Source organism: Luteolibacter ambystomatis (assembly GCF_018137965.1).
Lineage (GTDB): Bacteria > Verrucomicrobiota > Verrucomicrobiia > Verrucomicrobiales > Akkermansiaceae > Luteolibacter > Luteolibacter ambystomatis.
Genome location: NZ_CP073100.1, coordinates 3109340 through 3131365, shown reverse-complemented (window position 1 = coordinate 3131365; position 22026 = coordinate 3109340). Strand labels below are relative to the sequence as shown.

Below are 22026 nucleotides of genomic sequence, written 5' to 3'. Positions count from 1 at the left end.
AGATTAGGAAAGTCGGGTGGAAAGGGCGCGCCAATCGTCCGTGTAGGGATCGGGTAGCGGCTCCTGTTGTGCCTGGGCGACGCTGCGCTGGACCTCTTCCGCGGTCTCGTCCTGCCAGGCGAAAAGTTCATCCACGGTGGCGAAGCCGTGCTCGACAAGCTGGCGCATGGCCACCTCGATGCAATCGCGGCCGTAGTGACCGGCCTTCATCGTATCGGGGACGTAGGAGCCATCGTCGTGCTCGCCGTGGCCGGAGAGGCGCAGCAGTTGGGCCACCACCATCTGCGGGCCGTGGCCCTCGCGGGCGCGTGCCACCGCATTGCCGATGACGGAGGCGCAGGCCAGCAGGTCGGTGCCATCCACGGCGTGTCCGGCGATGCCGTAGCCGCGGGCGCGCTCGACCAGATCGCGGCAGGCGAACTGGCGGTCGTTCGGGGTCGAGTAGGCGAAGCCGTTGTTCGCCACCACGACGACCATCGGAAGTTTTTCCATGGCGGCGAGGTTCACGCCCTCGTGGAAGGCGCCGGTGGAAGTCGCGCCATCACCGATGCAGGTCGCGCCGACCACGCCGGCCAGCTCGCCCTTCAGGCGTTTGGCGAAAAGCATGCCCGCGATCAGCGGCACCTGCGCGCCGAGATGGGAGATCATCGCCGGCATTCCCAGCGAGGGGCGGCCGCGGTGGATGTTGCCATCCCGGCCGCGCATCGGCCCGAGCACGGAGCCCAGATAGGTGCGGGTGCAGTCAATCATCGGTTCGCCGAAGGCGTCGCGACCGGCTTGGTCGCGGATCAGTGGGGCGAAGAAATCCTTCCCTTGGATCAGGGCCGCGCCGAGGCAGGCGCTGACCGCCTCCTGGCCTCGCCCGAGATAGACTCCGCCGACGATCTTGCCTGCCTTGTAGAGACTGGAGAGTTTGTTCTCCAGAAGACGCGCCCGTAGCATCGATCGGAAGGCCGCCCGGATATAATCCCGGTTCAAAACCGCTCCTTCGGTAAATGGTTGCACGTCCAGTTCAGGCACGGGCAAAGGCTAGGGCAGGGGGGACAAACCCCGCAACAGCTTTCACCACGCAAGAAGAAAACGGCCGGATTCCGGACTGGGAGATAAGATTCCCGCTTTGCGCACCCTATTGGTAGGGAGAATCGCCGATTGTCCGCCCACGCCCTTTCAGTCTCAATCCCCACGCCATGTCCTTCCTATCCCGTGTGTTGCCCGCGTTAGCCTTGATGGCCTCCGCTTGGGCTGCCTCGCCTCCGGCCCCCTTTGGAGCGGTGCCTGCCGGACGCCAGGTGGAGTGGCAGCGGATGGAATACTATGCTTTCGTCCATTTCGGGCTGAATACGTGGACCGATCGCGAGTGGGGATATGGCGATGAGGATCCGAAGTTGTTCAATCCCTCATCCTTCGACGCCCGGGTGATCGTCCGGCAGTTCAAGGAGGCGGGCATGACCGGCGTGGTCCTGACCGCGAAACACCACGACGGCTTCTGCCTGTGGCCGACCAAGACGACGGATCGCAACATTTCGAAAAGCGCCTGGCAGGGTGGGAAGGGCGATCTGGTCCGGGACTTTGCCCAGGCGTGCAAGGCGGAGGGGATGAAGTTCGGCGTCTATGTTTCGCCCTGGGACCGCAGCCAGCCGGAATACGGCCGCGAGGGCTACGTGAAGGTATTTCACGAGCAGATCCGCGAGGTGCTCGGCAACTATGGGCCGGTGTTCGAGATCTGGTTCGATGGCGCGAACGGCGGCGACGGCTGGTATGGCGGTGCGAAGGAAACGCGCAAGATTCCGCCGAACTACTATGACTTTCCGAAAATCGTCGAAATGGTCCGCAGGCTTCAGCCGCAGTGCGTGGTGTGGGGCGGAGGTGAATCCGGCGATGCCCGCTGGGGTGGCTCGGAGCAGGGGCATGTGGGTTACCCGCACTGGGCCACGCTGGACAGCAAGCGCGGTGGCAGTGGCGCGATCGGCTTCGCCCACGGTGACCGCTGGGTGCCCGCGGAAGGAGACACCTCCATCCGGCACGGCTGGTTCTGGCACCAGCGGGAGGATTCGCAGGTGAAGAGCCCGGACAAACTCCTCCAGGTGTGGTTTGATTGCGTCGGACGTGGCGCGAATCTCATCCTCAATGTCCCGCCGAACCGCACGGGACAACTCAGCGCGCCGGACATCGCGTCTCTGAACGGATTCCGGGAGTTGCGCGAAATAATGCTCTCCAAGGATTTCGCCCGCGGTGCAAAGGCCGCCGCCTCCTTCCGCGGCAGTGATGCGAAGTTCGCGCCCGGCAACCTCACCGATGGCAACATCGACAGCTATTGGACCGTGGACGATGGCAACAACGCGCCGTCCGTGGAGATCCGTTTCGCCGCTCCAGCGACTTTCGACGTGATCCGCCTGCGCGAGCAAATCCGCCTCGGCCAACGCGTGGAGGGCTTCGCTCTCGATGCCTGGCAGGGCGATGATTGGAAGGAAATCCACAAGGGCTCGACCATCGGCAACCAGGTGCTCGCACGTCTTTCCTCAAGCTGCACCACCGACCGGCTGCGTCTCCGCATCACGGCTTCCCCCGCGGTGCCGTGCATCAGCGAACTGGCCGTGTTCCGGGCTCCGGTGATGATGGTCGCTCCGTCGATCACGCGTGATGCGGCGGGAAAACTCTCCATCAGCGTTCAAGGCGCGGGCACGATCCGCTACACCACGGACGGCTCCGATCCCTCTGCGGCTTCGACCGAATACCGGGAGCCGGTCGTGTTTCCGTCTGGTGGCACGGTGAAGGCCCGCATCGTGGCGGGGGATAAACTCGGCCCGATCGCCACCCGTGCGCTTGGCATGGTCAAGACGGGTTGGAAAGTGGTTTCGGCGACGGCGGGTGATGCGAGGAACGCGATGGACGAAAATCCGAAGACGCTATGGCAGACGCATCCGACCTCCGGAGAGTTGCCACCGCCACAGGGGTTCGTGATCGACCTCGGAGCCGAGGTGAGGATCGCCGGCTTCAGCTATCTGCCGAGACAGGATGGCATCGCGCACGGCATGACGGACCGCTATCGTTTCGAGGTCAGTCGTGATGGTCAGACGTGGTCGCTGGCGGCGGAAGGGGAATTTTCCAACATCAAGGCGAACCCGATCGAGCAGATCGTGCCGCTGCAAGCGCCTGTGTCCGCCCGCTACTTCCGTTTCACCGGCCTGCATGCGGTAGAGAAGAACCACGTCACCGCCGCCGAGGTCGGGGTGATCGCTGCACCGTAAGTGGTGGCTGAACTGTCACCAGTTCGGCTATGTGAAGTGGTCACCTCCGGTTCCACGCGATCAGATCCGCGTAGCGCACGCCCTTGCCTCCGAATAGATCCAGCGCGCTGCCGACGGTGACATCCACCTTGCCTTGGCCGAGCGCGTCCACCTTCGCGACGTCCGCGAAGCTGGCGGCGCCACCGGCGTAGGTGACCGGGATTTCACCCCAATTGCCGAGAAACTCGACCAACCCGCCATCAATGCCGCGGCAGAGGCCTTCCACATCCGCGGCGTGGATCAGGAACTCATCGCAATAGGGTGCCAGACGATCCAACGTCTCCACCGTCACATCCAGATCCGTAAGCGTCTGCCAGCGGTTCATCGCCACGGTCCATCCGCGTTCGGTGCGGCGGCAGGAAAGGTCGATCACCAGCCGGTCCTTACCCACGGCTTTTACCAAAGCAGCGAGCTGTTCCGGCAGGAAGCGTCCTTCCTTGTCAAAGAGCACCGAGGTGACAATCACATGGCTCGCCCCGGCCTTGATCCACTCCGCGGCATTGTCCGCGTGGATGCCGCCGCCAAGCTGCATGCCGCCCGGCCATGCGGTCAGCGCTTCGCGGGCGGCCTCGTCATTGCCCGGGCCGAGCTTGATGATGTGACCGCCGGTGAGATGATTCTGGCGGAATGATTCCGCGAACCAGCCGGACGGCTTTTCGGAAACGAAGTTCTCCGTTGGTCCGGCTCCGCCATCGCGCAGCGTGCCGCCGACGATCTGTTTCACCTTCCCGTCATGAAGGTCGATGCAGGGGCGGAATCGCGTCACGGGGCGGGTGTTAGAGCGTGGAGTGGAAATGGCAAACGCGAAATCGATCGCCGGGTTCAGCGCAAGCCCTTCGGTCCGCCCGCATCCTGGGGCTTGTCGAAGAGCAGCGTGGTGACGCCGGTGCGGCGGTCACCCGCCATGCTGGAGACGGTCATCTTCTTCAACGTATAAACTCCATTGCCGACATTCATGATCTCATCGACCTGGAATTCCTTCAACATGGCACCGCTCTTGTCGAAACCACGGACACGCATGAAAGCCCCTTGCTTGGTGTGGACCCAGACATACACCACGGCATAGCGGCCGCCACTGCCCGCGGGTTTGTTCAGGCGGATCTTGTAGCAATCCTGCCCGCCGACGCTCTCGATGTCCTCCAGCTTGGGATTCGGCCAATAAAAAAATTGGAACGACAGATCCTCGTAGGTCAGGTCCGTCCCGGCAATGGGGCTGGTCAGCTTCGCGGCCGGGAAGACGGTCGTCTTGCCATCCGCGCCGACATCGAAGAGGTCGTATTTTCCATCGCCCAGACGCAGGTGGAAGCGCTGGGTGGTGCCGCCGGTGTCGTAGGCGAACTGGATGTCCTTGCCGCGCAGGAACAAATGCACCGGGGTTTTCACGCCGTTCTTCGAGAGATTGCCGTGCAGGTCGCTCTGCTGGAGGGTGGTCGCGATGCGGGTGCCTTCCATGATCCGGGCGGGATCGGGGTCCTGGGCGGAGGCATTGGCGATGGCCAGTACGGTGGTGGCGAAAAGGGCGCGGAGCATAGGAGCAAGGGTAGCCGGGTTGTCCGATTGGACAAGTCCGGGGCGGAATTCCTTCAAAAAACCTGCGGCTCCGGGATGGCGTTTTTCAAAATGGTTCCATTCCGGGCTTGATGGTGACGCAGGGTGGGAATTGGATAACCCTAACGCATTTCACGCGGTCACGCCCCCAACCATGAGTCTTCGCAAGCAGTTATCGGACATCCTGCCCTCGTTGCTTCCCAACAATCCCGTGGATGCAATCAAGGGAACCGAACTGATCCGCCTGACCCGCCTGCAACTCACCGGAAATTATTCGGACGCCTCGCTGCGTTATCATTTCTCCATCATGTCATGTGATCCGGCCTCGCCGATCGCGAAGGTGGAGAAGGGCCAGGGTTACTACAAGCGCACCGCCTCCGTGCCCGCGTTGTCCGGTGCGCAGGAGCTGCTGTCGATGACCCAGGGCCGTCTCGACGATCTCACCGCGGATCCGCAGACAGCGGACAACGCGTTGATGCGCATCCGCAAGTTCCGCGCGGTGGTCACCCGCTATTTCGAAATCAACGGCCGCTTTCCCTTCGCCTTCCGCGATGCCTTCGCCAAGGAGGCTCCGCTGGGCAATCTTTGGAAGTATCCGGAACTGGTGCTGGTCGATTGGGAAACCGGCGAATCCGCGGACGAGGAGATGACGCTCGATGAGACGATGCTGTCGTTGAAGCAACGCCTCGGCCTGCCGCCATTCCGCCTGCATGGCGCGCGTCTGCGCATCCAGCCCTCCCTGCTCAGCTACCGTGAGGATTTCTTCCAGACGCTGGCCGTCTCGATGTGGGCGCAAGGTGGGGAATTGATCTACGCCGCACCGATCGAGGATGAGGCGCTGGCCGATGGCCTCCGCAAGCTCAATGCACTCTTCGGCGTGGGGGTGACGTCCTTCGGCCTGACCGCCGATGCGCTCGATGACCTGCCACGCCCGGCGAACATTCTCAACGCCCACCCGCGGGAAACCGAGGCGATCATGGGCAAGCTGGAGATCAACCGCATTGCCGCGCCGCACTCCCGCCATCACATCGACTGGAACGCGCTCGGCTCGCTCCGCACCGAATCGGAGGAAGCGGAAAAGCTCGTCGGCTGGCTCACCCGCTGTCTTGAAGAGCGGAAAGCGGAGCCGTTCAAGGATGAGGCATGAAGGGATTGATCCTGCTGCTGCCTGTGCTGCTGCTGGCCTCGTGCGCGGGGCCGTCTCCGACCCCGTATGCCGGTCATCCCGGTATCTTGCGCTACGATCCGGCCAACCGGCCGGCACTCGGCTTGTGGGAGATCGATCACGTCGCACGCCAGGTGGCGGCGGTGGCAGGACGCCGTATTTCAGGATCGGTGCAGCAGAGTATTTTCCCCAACGGCCCCGTCGCCTCGATCCAGGAGACTTCCGGTGGTGACCGGATATTGGTGAATCCGCGGGCAGCACGGGAAATTCCGCTGAACGCGTGGGCCTTCATCTTCGGCCATGAGTTCGCGCATCAGGTTTACAACTTCGGCCACCGCGGGAATACCAATCCCCAGCAGGAACTGCGGGCGGACATCATCGGCGCGGGCTATGCTCGGACAGCAGGTTACAAGCTGGTGCCCTACCTGCACTGGATGCTGTCGCGTCGTCCGGACTCCAGCCCCAGCCACGGCGATCTCCACTGGCGGGCACGGGAGATGGCGCGCCATTTCAAGGTGCCGACCGCGATCGAGGTGACGTATCGTTAGATGGAGCCACGCTCCCGAGCTCCATCATTCCACCATTTTCGGCGGGATGAGGAACAGCAGGCGGCCGCGTCGTCCGGATGGCGAGACGTCCAGGCAGGCGAGTGCGCCCTTCTTCACGTCGACCGCTCCGCCACTCGCACCGAGAAGAAACTCGATCAGGCCGGAGAGATCCGGCTCATGGCCCACAAGCAGGATGCGGCGGAATCTATCGAATGCGCGGAGTTCGTTGATCGCCGTGTCCGCGCGCATGCCGCAGGCGATCCATGGTTGGATCACCGGTGCGGAAATCCCGGCGGCTTCGCAAAAGGTTTCCGCCGTCTGGCGGGCGCGCACCAGCGGACTGGTGAGGACCAGATCCGGCAGCAGGTCTGCGGCCTTCGCGAGTTCACCCGCACGCCGTGCCTGCTTGTATCCCTTCTCCACCAGCGCGCGTTCGCCGTCGCCTCCGGGGTGACCGTGGTCCTCGGCTTTGCCGTGGCGGAGAATGAGGAGTTCCATTTGGGAGGAGAGCCGGTGGCGTTGATTACATGGTCATGCCGCCATCGACCGCCAGCACCTGGCCGGTGATGTAGCGGGCCGCCGGGCTGGCGAGGAAGAGCACGGCGGCGGAAATGTCGTCGGTCTTGCCGAAGTCACCGAGCGGGATTTTCTTTAGCACCTCGGCGCGGACGGCTTCCGGCAGTTCGTCCGTCATATCGGTGGTGATGAAGCCGGGAGCGACCGCGTTGCAGGTCACCTTGCGGCCGGAGAGCTCGCGGGCGACAGCCTTGGTGTAGCCGATGAGGCCAGCCTTGGAGGCGGAGTAGTTCGCCTGCCCGGCATTGCCGATGAGGCCGATGACGGAGGCGATGTTGATGATGCGTGGGTCCTCGGCCTTCATCAGCACGCGCATGAAGCCCTTCACGGTGTTGAAGGCGCCCTTGAGATTGGTATCGAGCACGGTGTCCCAGTCCTCCTCCTTCATGCGCATGAGCAAGCCATCGCGGGTGACACCGGCGTTGTTCACGAGGATGTTCACGGTGCCGAGTTCGTCGCCGATCTTCTTGGCGAGTTCCTGTACGGCGGCGTGATCGGCCACGTCCACGGCGTAGGCGGTGGCGGAGCCGGGGTAGAGGGCGTTGATTTCCTCGGCTGCTTTTCCGCAGCTCGATTCGCTGCGGCTCACGACGGCGACCTTCGCGCCCTCGGCGGCGAGGGCTTTGGCGATTTCCTGGCCGATCCCGCGTCCGGCACCGGTGACCACGGCCGTTTTGTTGGCAAAGCGTTGCATGTGTGCCGGGGAGCGTGGGGCGGGGGAGCGACAGTGCCAAGACGAAAGCGGTGGCGGCGGGAGAGCCGGAGTGGCAAAAGCATTGAATCATTCCACGTTCCCGTCAGTCCTAGCGCGGAATCAAAAAGCCATGAAACGAATCAAACTGTTGTCGGTTGTGTTGTTGTCCGGAGTTCTGGCCGCGGTGCCGATGTTTTCTGCCGCGGAAGCAGAAGCTTCCAAGCCGGTGGAGAAGAAGGACGGAAGAGCTGCCCGCAGGATCACGGTGAAACTCTTCGGTGCGAACGGGGCTTCGATTTCAGATGCCACGGTGTCGGCTGTGGAAGTTGACAGCCAACTGCGGGCCACGGCTACGGTGACGACGGTCAACGGGCTCAGAAGAATCGTGGAGATCACCTGCAGCGGTCCGATATTCCAAGCGACCGTCACGGAGCCGGATCGCGCACCTTCGACAAACAAGCTGGATGGCAAGGGATTGGCCGCGGGCGATCCACTGGTGCTCTTCCGGGTGTCCAGCCTGTATGCGGGACCCGGAGAATACGAGGTGTACCGTGGCATGGGAGAGCGCATGGTGATCACGGTGCAGTGAGCCTTCATGCTTGCGGGCTTTCCTTATCGTCCACATCGGTTAGATTCCCTGCCGATGCTGTGTCCGTTCTGCCGATCCCCGCTGGCTCCCGGCGCGCCGGAGTGCCCGGCGTGCCGGATGACGTTTCCGCGTACATCGGCGCTGCTGGGCGTGCTGCCCCGTCTTACCACGGGTATTTCGGATGGCGGCCACCTCGGGCCACATGAAGTCGCGAAGCTTCTCAAGGCAAAGGAGACCCTGGAGCGGAAGTTTCCTCAAGTGATGCTCCAAGTGGTGATCCATTCCTTTCCGGCGGATCATCCCTTCGGCCTGCATGCCTTTTGGGTTTTCAATGCGGCTTCCTTCGCCGGAGACACCCATCGCGGTGCGGAAAACCATACGATCCTGCTGGCGGTCGATCCGGGCCGCGCCGAGGGGGCGCTGATGGTGGGATACGGATTGGAACCATTCGTCACCCGCGAGGCTCTCGATCATCTTCTGGAACTGGCCGGACCCGCGTGGAAGATCCAGCGCTGGCTGGATGGAATTCTCACCGTGACCGAAGGCCTTGACCGTCTGCTGGAAAGCGTGGCGGTGCTGGATGAGGCAGGTGCCGGAGACGAGTTCTGAAACCGGGCCGCTATTTCGCGACCTGCTGTTTCAACCAGGCTCCGGCCTTGTCCGGTGCAGTCTGTGACCAAATGGCCACCAACGTGCGGCTGGCGGAGTCCTTCATGGCACCGGCCGGGAAATCCGCCACCCAATCGGCGGCCTTCAGTGGGTCCTGCTGCGCCCAGAGCTGGACCACCCCCACGACGGTGTCCGACTGCCGCTGGCAGGCCGGCATTTTGTCCACGGCGAAAGCCGCCGCCTCGGCCGGGTTCTTTTCCGCCATGGAAATCGCGATTCCCGCGAGGGCTTCCGTTTTCATCGGAGAGTCCTCCAGTTGCCCCACCCAGCGGGTGGCGTCCTCCGGATGATCGTGGGCCCAGTTCGAGGCGGCCAGGGAGATCTGGGCATTGGTCTCCAGATCATCCGGATCCGACGGCAGATCCTTCAGCAGTCTCAGGGCTGTTTCGGGGTGCTCGATGGTCTGGTGCTGCGCCAGATCGCGGAGAGCGGATGTGCGGGTTTCAGGATCGGGAAGCGTCCGCGCCCATGCTTCCGCTGCTGCCGCGTCCTTGGAGGCGGTTTCCTGGATCACGCAACTGATGGCATCGTCCCGGAGTGTGCCGGGTGGTGACTTGGCGGCCCAATCCGAGAGCCCTTTGAGATCCGCCGCGGCCCAGCGTTCCATGAGGCGGTTGGCCAGATCCGCCGTCAGGTTCGAGGCGACGTCCTCGCGGTCGAATTCCCGGAGGTAGGACAGGACATCGGGAAAGTCCGTGGGGGGGATGGCTTCAGCGGTTTGCTGGAGTAGCTTCGAACGTGCGGCTTCGTTGCGTTCCCTGAAGATTCCCTGAAGTGCACTTTTCAGCGGTGGCGACCATTTCTTGTCCTCCGGCGGCTCCGGGAAATAGGCGTTGGGATCGACGGGCTCCGCATCGTCGGGGGCATGCGGGCTCCGGGATGGGGAAACGATGCCCGCCGGATTTTCTCCCGGGCTCTCCCGGTCCATTGCCTTTTTCCGCGCCAGAACTCCGGCTCCGGCGAGAACGCCGATGGCCAGCAGGGGGGGCATGAATCGCCAAGGGGAGGACACGCGCGCCGGTGGAGAGGAGGGTGGCACAAGGGTCATTCAACACCCGATGCCGTCGCATTGGAAGAACGAAACATTGGGCGCGCGTGAGTCTGTTGTGCGGTCGATTTTGAAACTGTTAACCTTTGTTATAGTTAATCATTGCTTAGTCTAATCTTCTTTGTGTGAACAAATTGACATTATTTGCAAAAAGCAATACACACACTATCCCCCAACAAAGGAGAAAACCATGAACCAAACCAAGTCTTGTGTTTTTTCAGTGGCCTGCCTCGCGGCCATTGCCTCCGCTCCATTGTCCAAAGGTGGCGACGTGAACGCCTACATGGACGGTGGTGATCTCATCATTTGCGGCACCAGCGGTGCCGACAAACTCGATATCAAACAGGTCGGTCCCGTCACCTGGCGTGTCGCGGGGACCGGCGGCACCAAGGTCAATGGATCGAGCTTCCAGTTGTTCGATGTCTATTGCGGCATGCGCCTCGACATGAAGGGTGGAAATGACGGCGTGGGCATCCACGACGGCGTGATCCCGAAGTTCCTGCGCGTGTATCTCGGCTCGGGCAACGATGCGCTCATCCTGCTCAACCTGACGATCGGAGGATCGTCTGAAGCTCCGTCGGGAATCGCGGAGGTGTCCGGCAGCAGCAACTCCGGAGGTTACCTCTGCGTGAAAGGTGATGATGGCAATGATGCCATCAACCTCACCAACGTGGTCGTGCTGAACAACACCATCTGGTACGGCGGGCAGGACACCGATCTGCTGTCAGCCCGCGGGATCGAAGGTGGGAACGGTTACGGCTCCAAGTGGTCCACCATCGCCGGATGCAGTGGCAACGACCGCATCGTGGTCCAGAACTTCGAGGTGCGGAAACTGGAGGTCACCAGCGGCAGCGGCAAGGATGACGTGGCCGTGCAGGTGGGTTCCTTCCCGTCCTTCGGCTGCGAACGTATCTGCGTCGATACCGGCTCGGATACGGACAGCCTCAAGCTGAACCTCGCGGCGGCGGAAAAGCTGTCGGTGGAAGTTGGCCCGGGCAAGAGCGACAAGGTCAACGTCGTCGGCTGCACGGCTGACTGCGCTGAATTCAGCGATTGCGGCACCAATGGATTCATCGCCGGTGCGACCAACTTCTTCGGGTGGGTCGGCATCGATTCGAATTTCACCCATCAATCGGGAGACTTGAATTGACCGGATGACGGGTCCGGAAGCAAAAGCCACCCGGATGGCATGAGCCGGACCCCGTCTCCGGCGGAAGAGTCATCCGGGACTCCGTAACTGGGGACGCTCCGCGCGCGATGCGCGGAGCGGTTCCCATTTGCATATCTTTGATCCGGGTGGATAAAGATATGTCATCCGAAGGTTCTCAGGAAGCCGACTTCCAGGGCGAGTTGTTCCTGGGCATTGGTGTCCAGGGAGCGTCTCAGGGATTCCAAGGCTTCCATGCGCTGGAGCAAGCGGCCTTCCGGCTCGGCGTCCGCGACTTTCCGCAGGGCGGGCAGGGAGTCAGGAAAGTCCAGCCCGCCCGCGCCGGATTTCACCCGCAGCACGTCCGCGACCCAGGCGGTGAGCACGTCGAACAGGCGTCCGCGGGCTTCCAGGTATTCGGATTCGGCGGCAGCCTTGTGGAATTCCTCGCGGCGCTTCAGCCAGTCGCCTTCCGTGACCTGCTTGTAGGCCTGTTCTTCTTCCTTGAGGGCGGCTTCCGCCGCAGCGGTGGCGGTATCCCGGCGCTGTTCGAGGATGGAGGAAAAGACCGCCTTGATCGAGAGGGCGACGCGTGGGTTGCCGAGGCCGCTGGCGGTGACCTTGTCCAGGGAGGTGACGAGCTCCTGACCGCCCTCCGCTTCCAGTCCCACGCCGCCGAGCAGTGGCAGACGGACGCAGCGGGAGAGGATGGTCGGGAGCAAGGCCTGTGGATTGGAGGTCAGGAGTAGCAGCAGGGTGCGGGCCGGTGGTTCCTCAAGGGTCTTCAGGAAAGCGTTCGAGGCTTCCACGCCCATCCGGTCCGCCTCGGCCACCACGCCGACCTTCCATTTCCCCTCCGGGGCGGTGAGGCGCAGCGGGCGCTCCAGATCGCGGATGGCGTCCACCGCGATGCGGCGGGATTTCATGCGCGGGCGCAGGATGTGGACCCACGGACCCTCCAGGTCATCCAGCGGCGGAGTTTCCACCACCACCGGCTCACCGAAGAGATCGAAACCGCCGCCCTGCGCTCCGGAGCCATTCACCAGCTGGATGATCCGGGCGGTGAGGGCTTCCTTGCCGCTGCCACGGGCGCCGCTGATCAGGAAGGCGTGGGCAAGCCGGCCGCGTTCGTGCGCCGCCTCGACCAACTGGTATGCATGATCCGCCGTGTAAGCCATTTTGCGCCCGGATGCTGTTCCGCCCGGGGCCACCGGGTCAATACCAGGTCACTTTGGCACTTGGCAGGGCGGGGGGCCGGTTGCACGTTCCCGGCCATGAATCCTGTGTTCGCACCCCGTGGCAACAAGGCCGAGATCGAGGAAGGCGCCGCCTTCGCCCCGAAATTCGACGCCGATGGACTGATTGCCGCCATGGCCATCGATTCCGTGACCCGCGAGCCGCTGATGCTCGCTTACATGAACGAGGAATCCCTCCGCCGGACCTTGGAAATCGGAGAAGCCGTCTATTGGTCACGCTCCCGCAAGGAGTTCTGGCACAAGGGCGCGACCTCCGGGCATGTGCAGAAAATCGTGGAAATCCGCACCGACTGCGACCAGGACGCCCTGGTGCTGGTGGTGGAGCAGGTGGGTGCCGGAGCCTGTCACACCGGGCGCGGCTCGTGCTTCTACCGCCGCGTGGTGAAGGGCCCGGATGGTGCCGCGGCACTGGAATTTACCGGCGGTGGCCGCACCTTCGATCCCGGGGCGGTGTACGGAAAAGCCTGACCCGGTGAATTTCGCGGTTGCAATCGGTGGGAAGATCCTCTAGCTCTCCCGCCCCCGCGCGGCACGATCTGTTTTCCAGCTCGCCGTGTGGAACCAATTTCCAGCGAAGGAGGACCCATGGACATCATCAAGAAAATCGAGCAGGAGCAGTTGAAGCAGGACGTCGCCGAATTCCATGTCGGTGATTCCGTGAAGGTCCACACCCGCGTCGTCGAAGGCGGCAAGGAGCGCGTCCAGATCTTCGCTGGTCTCGTCATCGCCAAGCGCGGCACCGGCGTGAACGCCTCGTTCACCGTCCGCAAGATTTCCTACGGTGAAGGCGTCGAGCGTGTGTTCCCGCTGCACACCCCGCGCATCGCGAAGATCGAAGTGGCCTCCAAGGGCAAGGTCCGCCGTGCCAAGCTTCACTACCTCCGCGGTCGTGTCGGCAAGCGTGCCCTCCTTGTGAAGTCCGCCGAGCAGAAGTAAGCTTTTTCCTGGTTTTTCGCAGACGCCCCGCCGGTTCTCCGGACGGGGCGTTTTGCTTTGCCGCTTTTCGTATGAGGCTGCGTGTTTCCGCTTTTCGGCGCTGCGGCCCCGCGTCACGTTCCGCGCGTGCGAGTGCCTCTTTATATCGTTCTGCCCTTGGTTGCCGCGGTCGTCGCGCTGATCTGGTGGCAGGGGACGCTCGGCTATGATTTCGTCAGCCCGCCCCCGGAGCAGAAACTGGCGCAGGCACGTGCCGAGGCGGCTCGTGATTTTTCCGGAAACGCCCCGGCCGATGCACCTCGCCGCCCGGCTGTGAATGGTCAGGCGGAACCGGTCGAGCCCGCTCCGGATACGCCTCAGGAGCCGGAAATCGACCTAGGCAATCTGGAAACCTCGCCCGGTCTGCAGAGCTATGCCGTGGAGACGCCCAAGGGCAGCGACCATCTGGTGAAGCTGGCGACCGCGCTGGAGGCGAAGGGTGCCTTCCAGCGGGCCCTGCTCGCCTGGGAACGGGTGATCGATCACGCGCAACCGCAGCCCGATCCGGATAGCATCGCGCAGGCCTTGGCCTCGGTCAAACGCCTGCGCCCCACCCTTCCCGCGTGGAACATCGATCCGGAGGACTCCATTCCAATCGTGATCCATGCCGGTACGGGGCAGGCGACCGCCACCGCGTTGAAGCCGATTCTGGACGATGTGGCCCGGGAGATTGCTGTCGCCTCCAAAGGCATCCTCACGGTCACCGTGGACATCGCGGTGGGCAAGAAGATGCCGAACCCCACCGGTCCTGCTCCCGTAGCCCTGTGGATCAGCGGTGCTGCGAAGGATGCCCCGGCGACCGAGGCGCTGTCGTTCACCGTCGAAAATCCCGCCCATTTGCGCTCCCAGGTGTTTGCGACCGTCTATGGACTCGTAGGCGGCCAGCTCAAGCGGAAGACCGCCTACGCACCGCTGTCGGAACTGCCCTCCGGGGAAGACCCGGTGGAGTCCCTGAACTGCCGGATTACCCGGCTGTGCTGGCGTGAACTTGGAGCGGGATTGAATCTCGCCCCGCCGCCACCGCCCGCTCCCGCCACGCCCGAGCGCCGGAACGAGGAGCCGGCTCCTCGTCCGAACCGTGGCAACAGCACTCCGAACAAACCCGCCAAACCTGCAACCACGCCTGCTAAACCCGCACCCCGCGCCACTCCGGCTCCGAATCCAGCTCCCCGGAGCACCCGGCCGACCCGCTGAAGCGGAAACTTTTCGGGTCACATTCTCAACTGTCAGGCGGCTCCGGCTCTTTTTGACAAGACAGGGTCGCCGCATGATTCTCAGCGTCATGGGAGTTCCCCGGACACTTTCCTTTTTGCTGATGCTGCCCATCGCGGCGGTGGCGGAGGAGCGTCCGCAGGAGCCTCCCGCCAAAACGGCGGAAGCCAAACCGGCCATCGAGCGGCTGGACGGCAGCCGCTACAAGCTGGGTGAGATCACTTTTGACCAGAAATCGAGGGAGATCCGGTTCCCCGCCAAGGTGAACATGACGGAGGGGCTGCTGGAGTATCTGGTGGTCCATAGCCGTGGCAAGGTCCACGAATCGCTGTTCTCCACCGAGGTTTCGCCCACGAAGCTCAATGTCGTCTTCACCCTGTTGCGCTATCCGGCGTCGAAGGAGCTTTATGCGACGGATTCACCCGTCGACCACGAGGCCGGGACAAAGTTTCCGAACGTGGCCGCGGACGTGAAGGCGGGTGCCCGCGTGGACATCAAGGTCGAGTGGTCCGATGGCACGGGGAAAACCCGCGCGGTGCCGGTGAATGAATGGATTGCCCACGCCGTCACCGAGAAGCAGATGCCCTCCGGGCCGTGGGTCTACGGTGGGTCGGAAATTTCCAACAACCGCTACCAGGCCGAGGCAACCGGTGACGTGGTTGCGATTTTCCTCAGCAGCAGCGCCATTCTCAATTATCCAGGCAAGGACAACAACGACGATGAAGCGTGGCTGCCCTTTCCCAAGCGCGTGCCTGCCATCGGCACGCCGGTTGTCCTCATCATCACTCCGAACCAATCCCCGAAACCCGTCGCAACCCCATGAAAGCCACCGCCTTTCTCTCCATCCTCGCCGCCGGTGTCGCCACCGCCGCGGATACCTCCGACCGCTACGCCTCGGTGCAGCAGGAGATCAAGCAAGCCATCGCCCGCGGCAACGCGTGGCTGAAGTCCCAGCAGAAGGAGGACGGCCATTGGGATGACGAGGGCATCCCCGCCTTCACCGCGCTGGCCCTCACCGCCGCCACCCGCGATCCGAATGTGAACGTGAAGAAGGACACGCCGGAATACGTCGCGAAGGGATACGACTGGCTCATCAAGCAGCAGAAGGAGGACGGCGGCATCTACAACCGCGGCCTGTCCACCTACAACACCGCCACCTCCATTACGGCACTCGTCGTACTTGGCAAGAGCGACTACGAGCCGACCATCGTCCGCGCGCGCAAGCACCTCATCGGCCAGCAGTGGGATACAGGTGAGAAGGGCAAGACCGACAATCCGAACGATGGTGGCGTGGGCTACGGCGCGGGTACCAACAAGGACCACGACGACCTTTCCAACACCTGGCTCGCGATCGAGGCGATCTCGCTTTCCGCGCAGGTCGTGGCCGATGGCAAGTTCGGCGACCAGCCGGACCTCGATTGGAAGGCCGCCGAGACCTTTCTTTCGCGCTGCCAGAACCTTTCCGCCACCAACGACCAACCATGGGTCTCGGAAGATCCGAAGAACAAGGGCGGCTTCGTTTACAGCCCCACCGGCTCCAAGGCCGAGGACACGCTGCCGGACGGCAGGAAGGCGCTGCGTTCCTACGGTTCCATGTCCTACGCCGGCCTGCTTTCCATGATCTACGCCAAGGTCTCCGCCGATGATCCGCGGGTGAAGGCGGTGAAGGAATGGCTCGGCAGGAACTACACCGTCTCAGAAAACCCCGGCCTCGGCACCAGCGGCCAATACTACTACTACCAGACCATGACCAAGGCGCTCAGCGCGGCGAACATCGCCACCCTCAAGCTGGCCGATGGCAAGGAAGCCGACTGGCGCAAGGACGTGGCTGACAAGCTCCTCTCCCTCCAGCAGGGCGACGGTTCCTGGAAGAACACCGACGGCAAATGGATGGAAAGCAATCCGGTGCTTGTCACCGCCTACACCCTCCTTGCGCTGGAACAGGTGTATTATTCGATCCCGAACAAATGAGACGATGAAGTGTCCCCATTGCGGACGGCTGGTCTATAGCCGCCTCCGCCGTGCTTGTGATTTCTGCGGAAAAGATTATCCGGAAGGAATCCGCCTTCCGGATGAGGAAGTCCAAGCCATCAGAGAGGGATTCGCCCGTGAGGAGGAATCCCGCATCCGTTCCCGTGAGGATGCGGGGGAACACCCGGGACACGATGGGTGCTCTGCCTTTTCCATTTTTCCTTCAGCCGATTTCATTTCTCCACCCTCCGGAGATGCCTGAAGTGAGAGCTGGCAAAGTGATCGCAGGACACCCGCTTCACCGCTTCGCCTTCGGGGTCTTCAGGAACTTCTCCACTTCCGCCAATGAGCGGGTGTTGAGGATGTCTTCCTTGGACAGCCAGCCCTTGCGGGCGAGGCGGATGCCGAAGTGGAGGAACTGGAGCTGGTCGGTGGCGTGGGCGTCCGGGTTGATGGAGCAGAGCACGCCCTTGTCCTTGGCGCGCTTCCACCAGCGCCAGTCCATGTCGAGGCGCATCGGGTTGCAGTTCAGCTCGATGATGGTCCGGGTCTCGGCGGCGCAGTCGATGATCTTGGCGTGGTTCACCGCGTAGCCGTCGCGTTTCAACAGCAGCCGGCCGGTGAGGTGGCCGAGCATGGTGACGTGCTCGCTCTCCATCGCGCGGCAGATGCGCGCGGTCATCTCGTCCTCCGAAAGCGTGAAAACGTTGTGAACGGAAGCCACGCTGAAATCGAGCTGCGCGAGCATCGCATCGTCGAAGTCGAGCGAGCCGTCCTTGAGGATGTCCACCTCGGAGCCGGCGAAAATCCGGAAGCCGCTGAAGGTTTTGTTCAGCTCGCGGATCGCGCCGATCTGGTCGGTGAGACGTTCCTCATCGAGACCGCGGGCTTGGAACGAGGATTTGGAATGATCGGAAATGCCGAGGTACTGGAGTCCTAGTTCCTGGGCCGCCTCCGCCATTTCCTCCAGCGTGTTGACGCCGTCCGAGGCATTGGTGTGGTTGTGGAAGGTGCCGCGCAGGTTGCTGAGTTCGACCAGCCGTGGCAGGTCGCCGGTTTCCGCGGCTTCGATTTCGCCGCGGTTCTCGCGCAGCTCCGGTGAGACATAGCGCAGGCCGAGCGCCTTGTAGAGCCCCGGTTCGTCGTGGATCTCGGGTGGCGGCGCGACTCCTTCCACGGGTGTGAGGGCGTATTCGTTGAGCGACCAGCCGTGTTTCAGCGCGCGCTGGCGGATCGCCACGTTATGCTCCTTGGAACCGGTGAAATACATCAGCGCGAAAGGAAACTCCGCGTTCGATACGGCGCGCAGGTCACACTGGATGCCATTGTCCAATCGCACCGAGGTCTTGGTTTCACCCCGGGCGATCACCGACTTCACGATCGGGAACGTGGTGAAGTAGCGGCACAACTCCGCGGGCTCCTTGGTGGCGACCAGGAAATCGAGATCATGCACCGTTTCCTTCGCACGACGGAACGATCCGCACACGGCCACCTGCGATACCGCCGGATGATCGCGCAGGGCTTCCAGAATGTCATCGACCAACGAGGTCACCGTGCCGAGGCGGAAGGTGTCGGCGAAACTCTCGCGCTGCTGGAGGGCTTCCAGAATCTTCGTCTGGGTCTTCGCGCCGAAGCCGGGCAGACCTGCCACCTTGTCGGCATCGCAGGCGGCTTTCAGATCCGCGATGGAGCCGACCTCCAGCGTCTCAAAGAGCGCCTTGATTTTCTTCGGCCCGAGTCCGGAAACATCGAAGAGTTCGAACAGACCCTCCGGAAACTCCGCGCGCAGCTTCTTGTGAAACTGGAGCTCCCCCGTGGTCGCGAGTTCATGAAGCTTGTCGCGCAAGGCGTCGCCGAGGCCTTTGATGCCTTCCAAGTCGTTGGCGGCGGCGAGGGCGACGATATCGCCATCGTAACCCAGTACGACCTCCGCGCCCTGCCGGTAGGCGCGGACCTTGAAAGGATTCTCGCCCTTCAGCTCAAGCAACCGGGCGATTTCTTCGAGGACTTCAGCAAGCGTTTCGCGGGTCATGCTGGCCATACTCAACCGCATGGCACCCGCGGCGACAAGGGCCGTTCAAGCGACCTTTTCGCGAACCGTCCGCACAGCGACGCATTCGGTGTTCGGCAGGATGAATTTCTCCACCAGAACGTCCACCCGGCGCAGGGGATGATGGGAGAGCAAATGATCCGCCACATCCGCGGCGAGGGTTTCGATGAGCTTGCGCGGTTTCTCCGCTGCGAGCGCTTCGAGTTCCAGAGACACCGCGTAATAGTCGACGGTCTGCGCGATGTCGTCGCCGAGATGTCGGAAGGAGGCTTGTGGTGTCATCACAATGCTCAGCAGCAGTTCCTGCGGCGCGGCGCGTTCTTCATCCGGCACGCCGATGTGGGTGGTGACGCGGAGTTTCCGGATCTCGATGGTATCGGTCATATCAGGAGGCGAAGGATTCCATCTCCGGGATCATCCCACGCTCCATCGCCTCCACCAGCAGGACGCGGGTGGGGTGGTTGAGATCGAGCGTCAGGGCATCGGCCGGGGACAGCCATTTGAAATCCTCCGCCTCGTCGTTGAGCTGGATCGCGGTGGTTCGGGCGCGCGCCACGTAGTTCAGAAGCAGGAAGTGCTCGGGGCGCTCGAATTCCTCGGAATCGATGCAGTCCTGGACGAGGGCGAACTGGATGTTGTCCAGCTCCACGGCGGTTTCCTCCCGGATCTCGCGGCGCAGGGCATCGAGGGAGGTTTCTCCACGACGGATCTTGCCACCGGGAATGCCCCAGCGGTGGCTCCACTTGTGGGTGCGGACCATCAGCACGTGGCCGTGGCCGTCATGAAGCAGGGCTCCCACCGTGGCGATGGGGCGCGGGGCGGTGGTGGTGCGGCCGAGCAGCGAACGCAGGACGCCCAGATCCGGCACGGTGATGTCCGGTCGCACCGCAGCCAGCGGTTCGGCATGCGTGTAGCCGGTGAGCACGGCGATGGAGGAAATTCCACCGTGACGGGCGGTTTCGATGTCGTGGGTCATGTCGCCCACGAAGGCGGTCGCGCCGGGATCGAGTTTGTGGGTGGCGAGGATCTCATGGATCATCTTGCGCTTGTCCACGACTCCGGCGTAGGTGGCCTCGAAGAACGGTTCGAGGCCGAATTCCTCAAGCTGCTGGTGAAAGGCCTCGCGGTGCATGCTGCTGAGCACGAAGCAGCGGATGCCGTGGGCGGCGCACCATTCCAGTTTTTCGCGCGCGTGAGGCAGGACGAAAACGGGGGCCTTCGAGTCATGGAACGCGGGGCGGAACCGGCTTTCCAGTTCATCCAGCGCCACCTCCGGCAGGAATTCCTGGTAAAACTCGCTGTAGGGCAGCCGGAAATGGCGGCGGAAGGCATCGCGGTCCAGCGGATCGCGGCCGTAGCTCTCGAAAACGAGGTTGGTGGCCTCCAGCACGGGGCCGAGGTCGTCCACGAGGGTGCCGGACCAGTCGAAAATCAGGTTGCGGAACATGACAGGGCGGAAGTTCAGCCGATTTGGAAGCGGACGGAAAGGATTCGATCCTCGCCGAGTTCTTCCCGGAGCCGTTTCAGGAGCATCGGCTTCATCTGCTCCAGATGGAAGCGCATGGCGGGCTGGGTGACGCGTAGCACCAGATGGCCGCCTTTGACCGATAGTGGCTCGGTGTGGCGGGCGATGAAATCCCCGGCCAGTTCCTTCCAGGCACCCCGGACCTGGTCTTCCTGCAATCCTTCTGCCACACCGGCCTGGTGGAGGATTGCCTTGATGAAACGATCCGGCCGGGAAACCCGGTTCTCCAGATTGACCGGTTCGTCCGCTCCGCGCCATTCCCGGAGGATGGCCTCGCGGATCCTTTTCAGGGCGGGGTCATCGTTCATCGGGAGGGAAAAAGGGTTCAGTCTTCGCCGTCGTTGCCGATCGCTTCGACGGGGCAGCCTTCCATGGCTTCGATGCATTGCTCGCGCTCCTCGTCGCTCTCCGGCTGCTTGTATACGAAGGAGTAGCCTTCGTCATCGGCACGGGTGAAGTTCTTCGGCGCGGTCTCGCGGCAGAGGTCGCAGTCGATGCATTGGCTGTCGACGTAGAATTTCCCTGCGACGTTTTCTGCGTTCTTGTCTTCGCGATCGGCCATGTAGTGCGTGAAAGGTTGCTGGGCCTTGGATGGCCCCGACCGCTCCCGGTTGCAATTCGATTTTTCCGGCGGGAGGCTGAGGGATTCGCACTGGCCAAGCCGGTGCCCGGACCGTAAACACCTCGGAGCCGTCCGCCCATGAGCCAACCCTCTTCCGAAACACCCGACGGACCCCAGCCGCCCCGGCAGCGTCCGCCCGTGGCCCGAGCCCCCAAGGACTCGTCCGAATTGGATTTGTGGGACTTTGATGGAGAAGGCGACTTGTCCCCCGAGCCGTCCGCCACTGAACTGCCCCCGGCTTCCAAGCTGCGGACCCGTTCCCTGACTCCGGAACCCCGCGCGGTTTCCATTGGAGACGGGGCGTCTTCGGTCCGGAGCAAGAAACCGGCTGCCAAAGGACCAGCCCAGCCATTCGAGCAGCGCCGCAAGATATCTGACGACATTGGGGAACTGGACGACGATCTTCCCGCGTCCGAGCCACTCCCCGCGCAGGAAAGGCCCGTGGTGCCGGAATCCAAAGTTTCCCCGCCAGAGCCGGAGCCCCCGCTTGAGCCGGAGTTGGAGACTGCGATCGGAGAGGCGGTTTCGGAGGTCGCTGCCGGGCCGGTCCTGGACGATGAATCGGTGTCGGCGGAACCTGCATCTGCCGCAATCCCGCTGAACGTCGAGGCGATCCGCACCCGGCTGGGCCTTTCCAAGCTTGAGAAGATCGGTCTGATTGCTCTGGCCGCGCTGTTGGTCGCGGGTGGGATTTACGTGCTGACCACGGCGGGCAAGCGGCTGCCCATTCATGATACTTCGGACGATTATCCCCGCTACCCGGTGAAGGGGGATCGGATCACGGTGAAGAGCACCGAGAGCTTCTGGCGCGAGCCGATCGCGGGCAAGGATACGGTCCGTCGCGATACCAAGCTCATTCCCGTGGTGAAGCTGGAGCTGGAAGGCTCGCCCTGTGCGATCCGCGCGTTTTTCCGCAACGAGAAAGGCGAGACCATCGGTGATCCGGTGACACGTGCCATCAGCCCCGGGACTGTCGAGATTGCCGCCACCGCCGGGTTGGAGGACATCGCGTTCCATGCCTCCTACCGTGCGGGGCAGACGCCGCCATGGCGGCTGGAATTGTTCGAGGCCCCGTCCACCGATTCGCCGCGCCAGGAGTTCAAGAGGCTCCTCGATACCCCTCTAGCCAACGACCGCCACTGAT

The 22026-nt window shown here is 63.1% G+C and carries 24 protein-coding genes; 12 read left to right on the top strand and 12 right to left on the bottom strand.

The window, feature by feature from the left end; all coding sequences use genetic code 11:
- Positions 1–3: 3 nt before the first annotated feature.
- A complete protein-coding gene (locus KBB96_RS11905; RefSeq protein WP_226373530.1) occupies positions 4–1020 on the bottom strand; it encodes a thiamine pyrophosphate-dependent dehydrogenase E1 component subunit alpha in 1017 nt (338 codons plus the stop codon).
- A 167-nt stretch (positions 1021–1187) separates the two neighbouring features.
- On the opposite strand from KBB96_RS11905, the gene KBB96_RS11900 reads away from it, so the two are divergent.
- A complete protein-coding gene (locus KBB96_RS11900) occupies positions 1188–3248 on the top strand; it encodes an alpha-L-fucosidase (RefSeq protein WP_211629666.1) in 2061 nt (686 codons plus the stop codon).
- A gap of 40 nt (positions 3249–3288) precedes the next feature.
- Here the strand turns inward: KBB96_RS11900 and hisA are convergent, their stop codons facing one another.
- On the bottom strand, positions 3289–4053 hold the full coding sequence (gene hisA, locus KBB96_RS11895; protein WP_211629665.1) for a phosphoribosylformimino-5-aminoimidazole carboxamide ribotide isomerase: 765 nt from the start codon (positions 4051–4053) through the stop codon (positions 3289–3291).
- Between the two features lie 56 nt (positions 4054–4109).
- A complete protein-coding gene (locus KBB96_RS11890; protein WP_211629664.1) occupies positions 4110–4817 on the bottom strand; it encodes an outer membrane lipoprotein-sorting protein in 708 nt (235 codons plus the stop codon).
- Between the two features lie 172 nt (positions 4818–4989).
- Between KBB96_RS11890 and KBB96_RS11885 the strand changes: the two genes are divergently transcribed.
- Together KBB96_RS11885 and KBB96_RS11880 are read left to right on the top strand one after the other, a co-directional pair.
- Positions 4990–5982 (top strand): hypothetical protein, encoded by a 993-nt coding sequence (locus KBB96_RS11885; protein WP_211629663.1) that lies wholly within the window; start codon positions 4990–4992, stop codon positions 5980–5982.
- Complete coding sequence (locus KBB96_RS11880; RefSeq protein ID WP_211629662.1) at positions 5979–6548, top strand: hypothetical protein; 570 nt, start codon at positions 5979–5981, stop codon at positions 6546–6548. The genes KBB96_RS11885 and KBB96_RS11880 overlap by 4 nt, the downstream gene beginning before the upstream one ends.
- A gap of 24 nt (positions 6549–6572) precedes the next feature.
- Here the strand turns inward: KBB96_RS11880 and sixA are convergent, their stop codons facing one another.
- Entirely contained in the window at positions 6573–7046 is a 474-nt protein-coding gene (gene sixA, locus KBB96_RS11875) for a phosphohistidine phosphatase SixA (protein ID WP_211629661.1), read from the bottom strand.
- A 25-nt stretch (positions 7047–7071) separates the two neighbouring features.
- Positions 7072–7818, bottom strand: coding sequence for a 3-oxoacyl-[acyl-carrier-protein] reductase (gene fabG, locus KBB96_RS11870; protein ID WP_211629660.1), 747 nt, complete (start codon positions 7816–7818; stop codon positions 7072–7074).
- Between the two features lie 130 nt (positions 7819–7948).
- Here fabG and KBB96_RS11865 point away from each other — a divergent pair, with 130 nt between their 5' ends.
- Both KBB96_RS11865 and KBB96_RS11860 read left to right on the top strand, forming a co-directional pair.
- A complete protein-coding gene (locus tag KBB96_RS11865; RefSeq protein WP_211629659.1) occupies positions 7949–8407 on the top strand; it encodes a hypothetical protein in 459 nt (152 codons plus the stop codon).
- A 117-nt stretch (positions 8408–8524) separates the two neighbouring features.
- Positions 8525–9016 carry a hypothetical protein gene (locus KBB96_RS11860; protein ID WP_211629658.1) on the top strand — a complete coding sequence of 164 codons (492 nt, stop codon included), beginning with the start codon at positions 8525–8527 and terminating at the stop codon, positions 9014–9016.
- 10 nt (positions 9017–9026) lie between these two features.
- Here the strand turns inward: KBB96_RS11860 and KBB96_RS11855 are convergent, their stop codons facing one another.
- Positions 9027–10067 (bottom strand): hypothetical protein, encoded by a 1041-nt coding sequence (locus KBB96_RS11855; RefSeq protein ID WP_211629657.1) that lies wholly within the window; start codon positions 10065–10067, stop codon positions 9027–9029.
- 247 nt (positions 10068–10314) lie between these two features.
- On the opposite strand from KBB96_RS11855, the gene KBB96_RS11850 reads away from it, so the two are divergent.
- On the top strand, positions 10315–11274 hold the full coding sequence (locus tag KBB96_RS11850) for a hypothetical protein (protein ID WP_211629656.1): 960 nt from the start codon (positions 10315–10317) through the stop codon (positions 11272–11274).
- 161 nt (positions 11275–11435) lie between these two features.
- Here KBB96_RS11850 and KBB96_RS11845 read toward each other — a convergent pair whose 3' ends face one another.
- Complete coding sequence (locus tag KBB96_RS11845) at positions 11436–12449, bottom strand: DNA polymerase III subunit (RefSeq protein ID WP_211629655.1); 1014 nt, start codon at positions 12447–12449, stop codon at positions 11436–11438.
- 96 nt (positions 12450–12545) lie between these two features.
- Between KBB96_RS11845 and hisI the strand changes: the two genes are divergently transcribed.
- From hisI to KBB96_RS11820, 5 genes are all read left to right on the top strand, one after another.
- Positions 12546–12995 (top strand): phosphoribosyl-AMP cyclohydrolase, encoded by a 450-nt coding sequence (gene hisI / locus KBB96_RS11840; RefSeq protein ID WP_211629654.1) that lies wholly within the window; start codon positions 12546–12548, stop codon positions 12993–12995.
- Between the two features lie 117 nt (positions 12996–13112).
- Complete coding sequence (gene rplS / locus KBB96_RS11835) at positions 13113–13463, top strand: 50S ribosomal protein L19 (protein WP_211629653.1); 351 nt, start codon at positions 13113–13115, stop codon at positions 13461–13463.
- Between the two features lie 132 nt (positions 13464–13595).
- The gene (locus KBB96_RS11830; RefSeq protein ID WP_211629652.1) at positions 13596–14696 is read left to right on the top strand and encodes a hypothetical protein; all 1101 of its coding nucleotides are present in this window, start codon (positions 13596–13598) and stop codon (positions 14694–14696) included.
- 121 nt (positions 14697–14817) lie between these two features.
- Positions 14818–15537 (top strand): YdjY domain-containing protein, encoded by a 720-nt coding sequence (locus KBB96_RS11825; RefSeq protein ID WP_211629651.1) that lies wholly within the window; start codon positions 14818–14820, stop codon positions 15535–15537.
- Entirely contained in the window at positions 15534–16685 is a 1152-nt protein-coding gene (locus KBB96_RS11820) for a prenyltransferase/squalene oxidase repeat-containing protein (RefSeq protein ID WP_211629650.1), read from the top strand. Before KBB96_RS11825 ends, KBB96_RS11820 begins: the two co-directional genes overlap by 4 nt.
- Before the next feature lie 298 nt (positions 16686–16983).
- Here KBB96_RS11820 and polX read toward each other — a convergent pair whose 3' ends face one another.
- From polX to KBB96_RS11795, 5 genes are read right to left on the bottom strand one after another with little or no spacing between them, the layout of a single operon-like run.
- Positions 16984–18717 (bottom strand): DNA polymerase/3'-5' exonuclease PolX, encoded by a 1734-nt coding sequence (gene polX / locus KBB96_RS11815; RefSeq protein WP_211629649.1) that lies wholly within the window; start codon positions 18715–18717, stop codon positions 16984–16986.
- Between the two features lie 45 nt (positions 18718–18762).
- Positions 18763–19119 (bottom strand): dihydroneopterin aldolase, encoded by a 357-nt coding sequence (locus tag KBB96_RS11810; protein WP_211629648.1) that lies wholly within the window; start codon positions 19117–19119, stop codon positions 18763–18765.
- A 1-nt stretch (position 19120) separates the two neighbouring features.
- The gene (locus KBB96_RS11805; protein WP_211629647.1) at positions 19121–20182 is read right to left on the bottom strand and encodes an HAD hydrolase-like protein; all 1062 of its coding nucleotides are present in this window, start codon (positions 20180–20182) and stop codon (positions 19121–19123) included.
- A gap of 14 nt (positions 20183–20196) precedes the next feature.
- Entirely contained in the window at positions 20197–20568 is a 372-nt protein-coding gene (locus tag KBB96_RS11800) for a DciA family protein (RefSeq protein ID WP_211629646.1), read from the bottom strand.
- Positions 20569–20585: 17 nt separating this feature from the next.
- Entirely contained in the window at positions 20586–20822 is a 237-nt protein-coding gene (locus KBB96_RS11795) for a ferredoxin (RefSeq protein WP_211629645.1), read from the bottom strand.
- A gap of 198 nt (positions 20823–21020) precedes the next feature.
- Here KBB96_RS11795 and KBB96_RS11790 point away from each other — a divergent pair, with 198 nt between their 5' ends.
- Positions 21021–22025, top strand: coding sequence for a hypothetical protein (locus KBB96_RS11790; protein ID WP_211629644.1), 1005 nt, complete (start codon positions 21021–21023; stop codon positions 22023–22025).
- Position 22026: the final 1 nt, after the last annotated feature.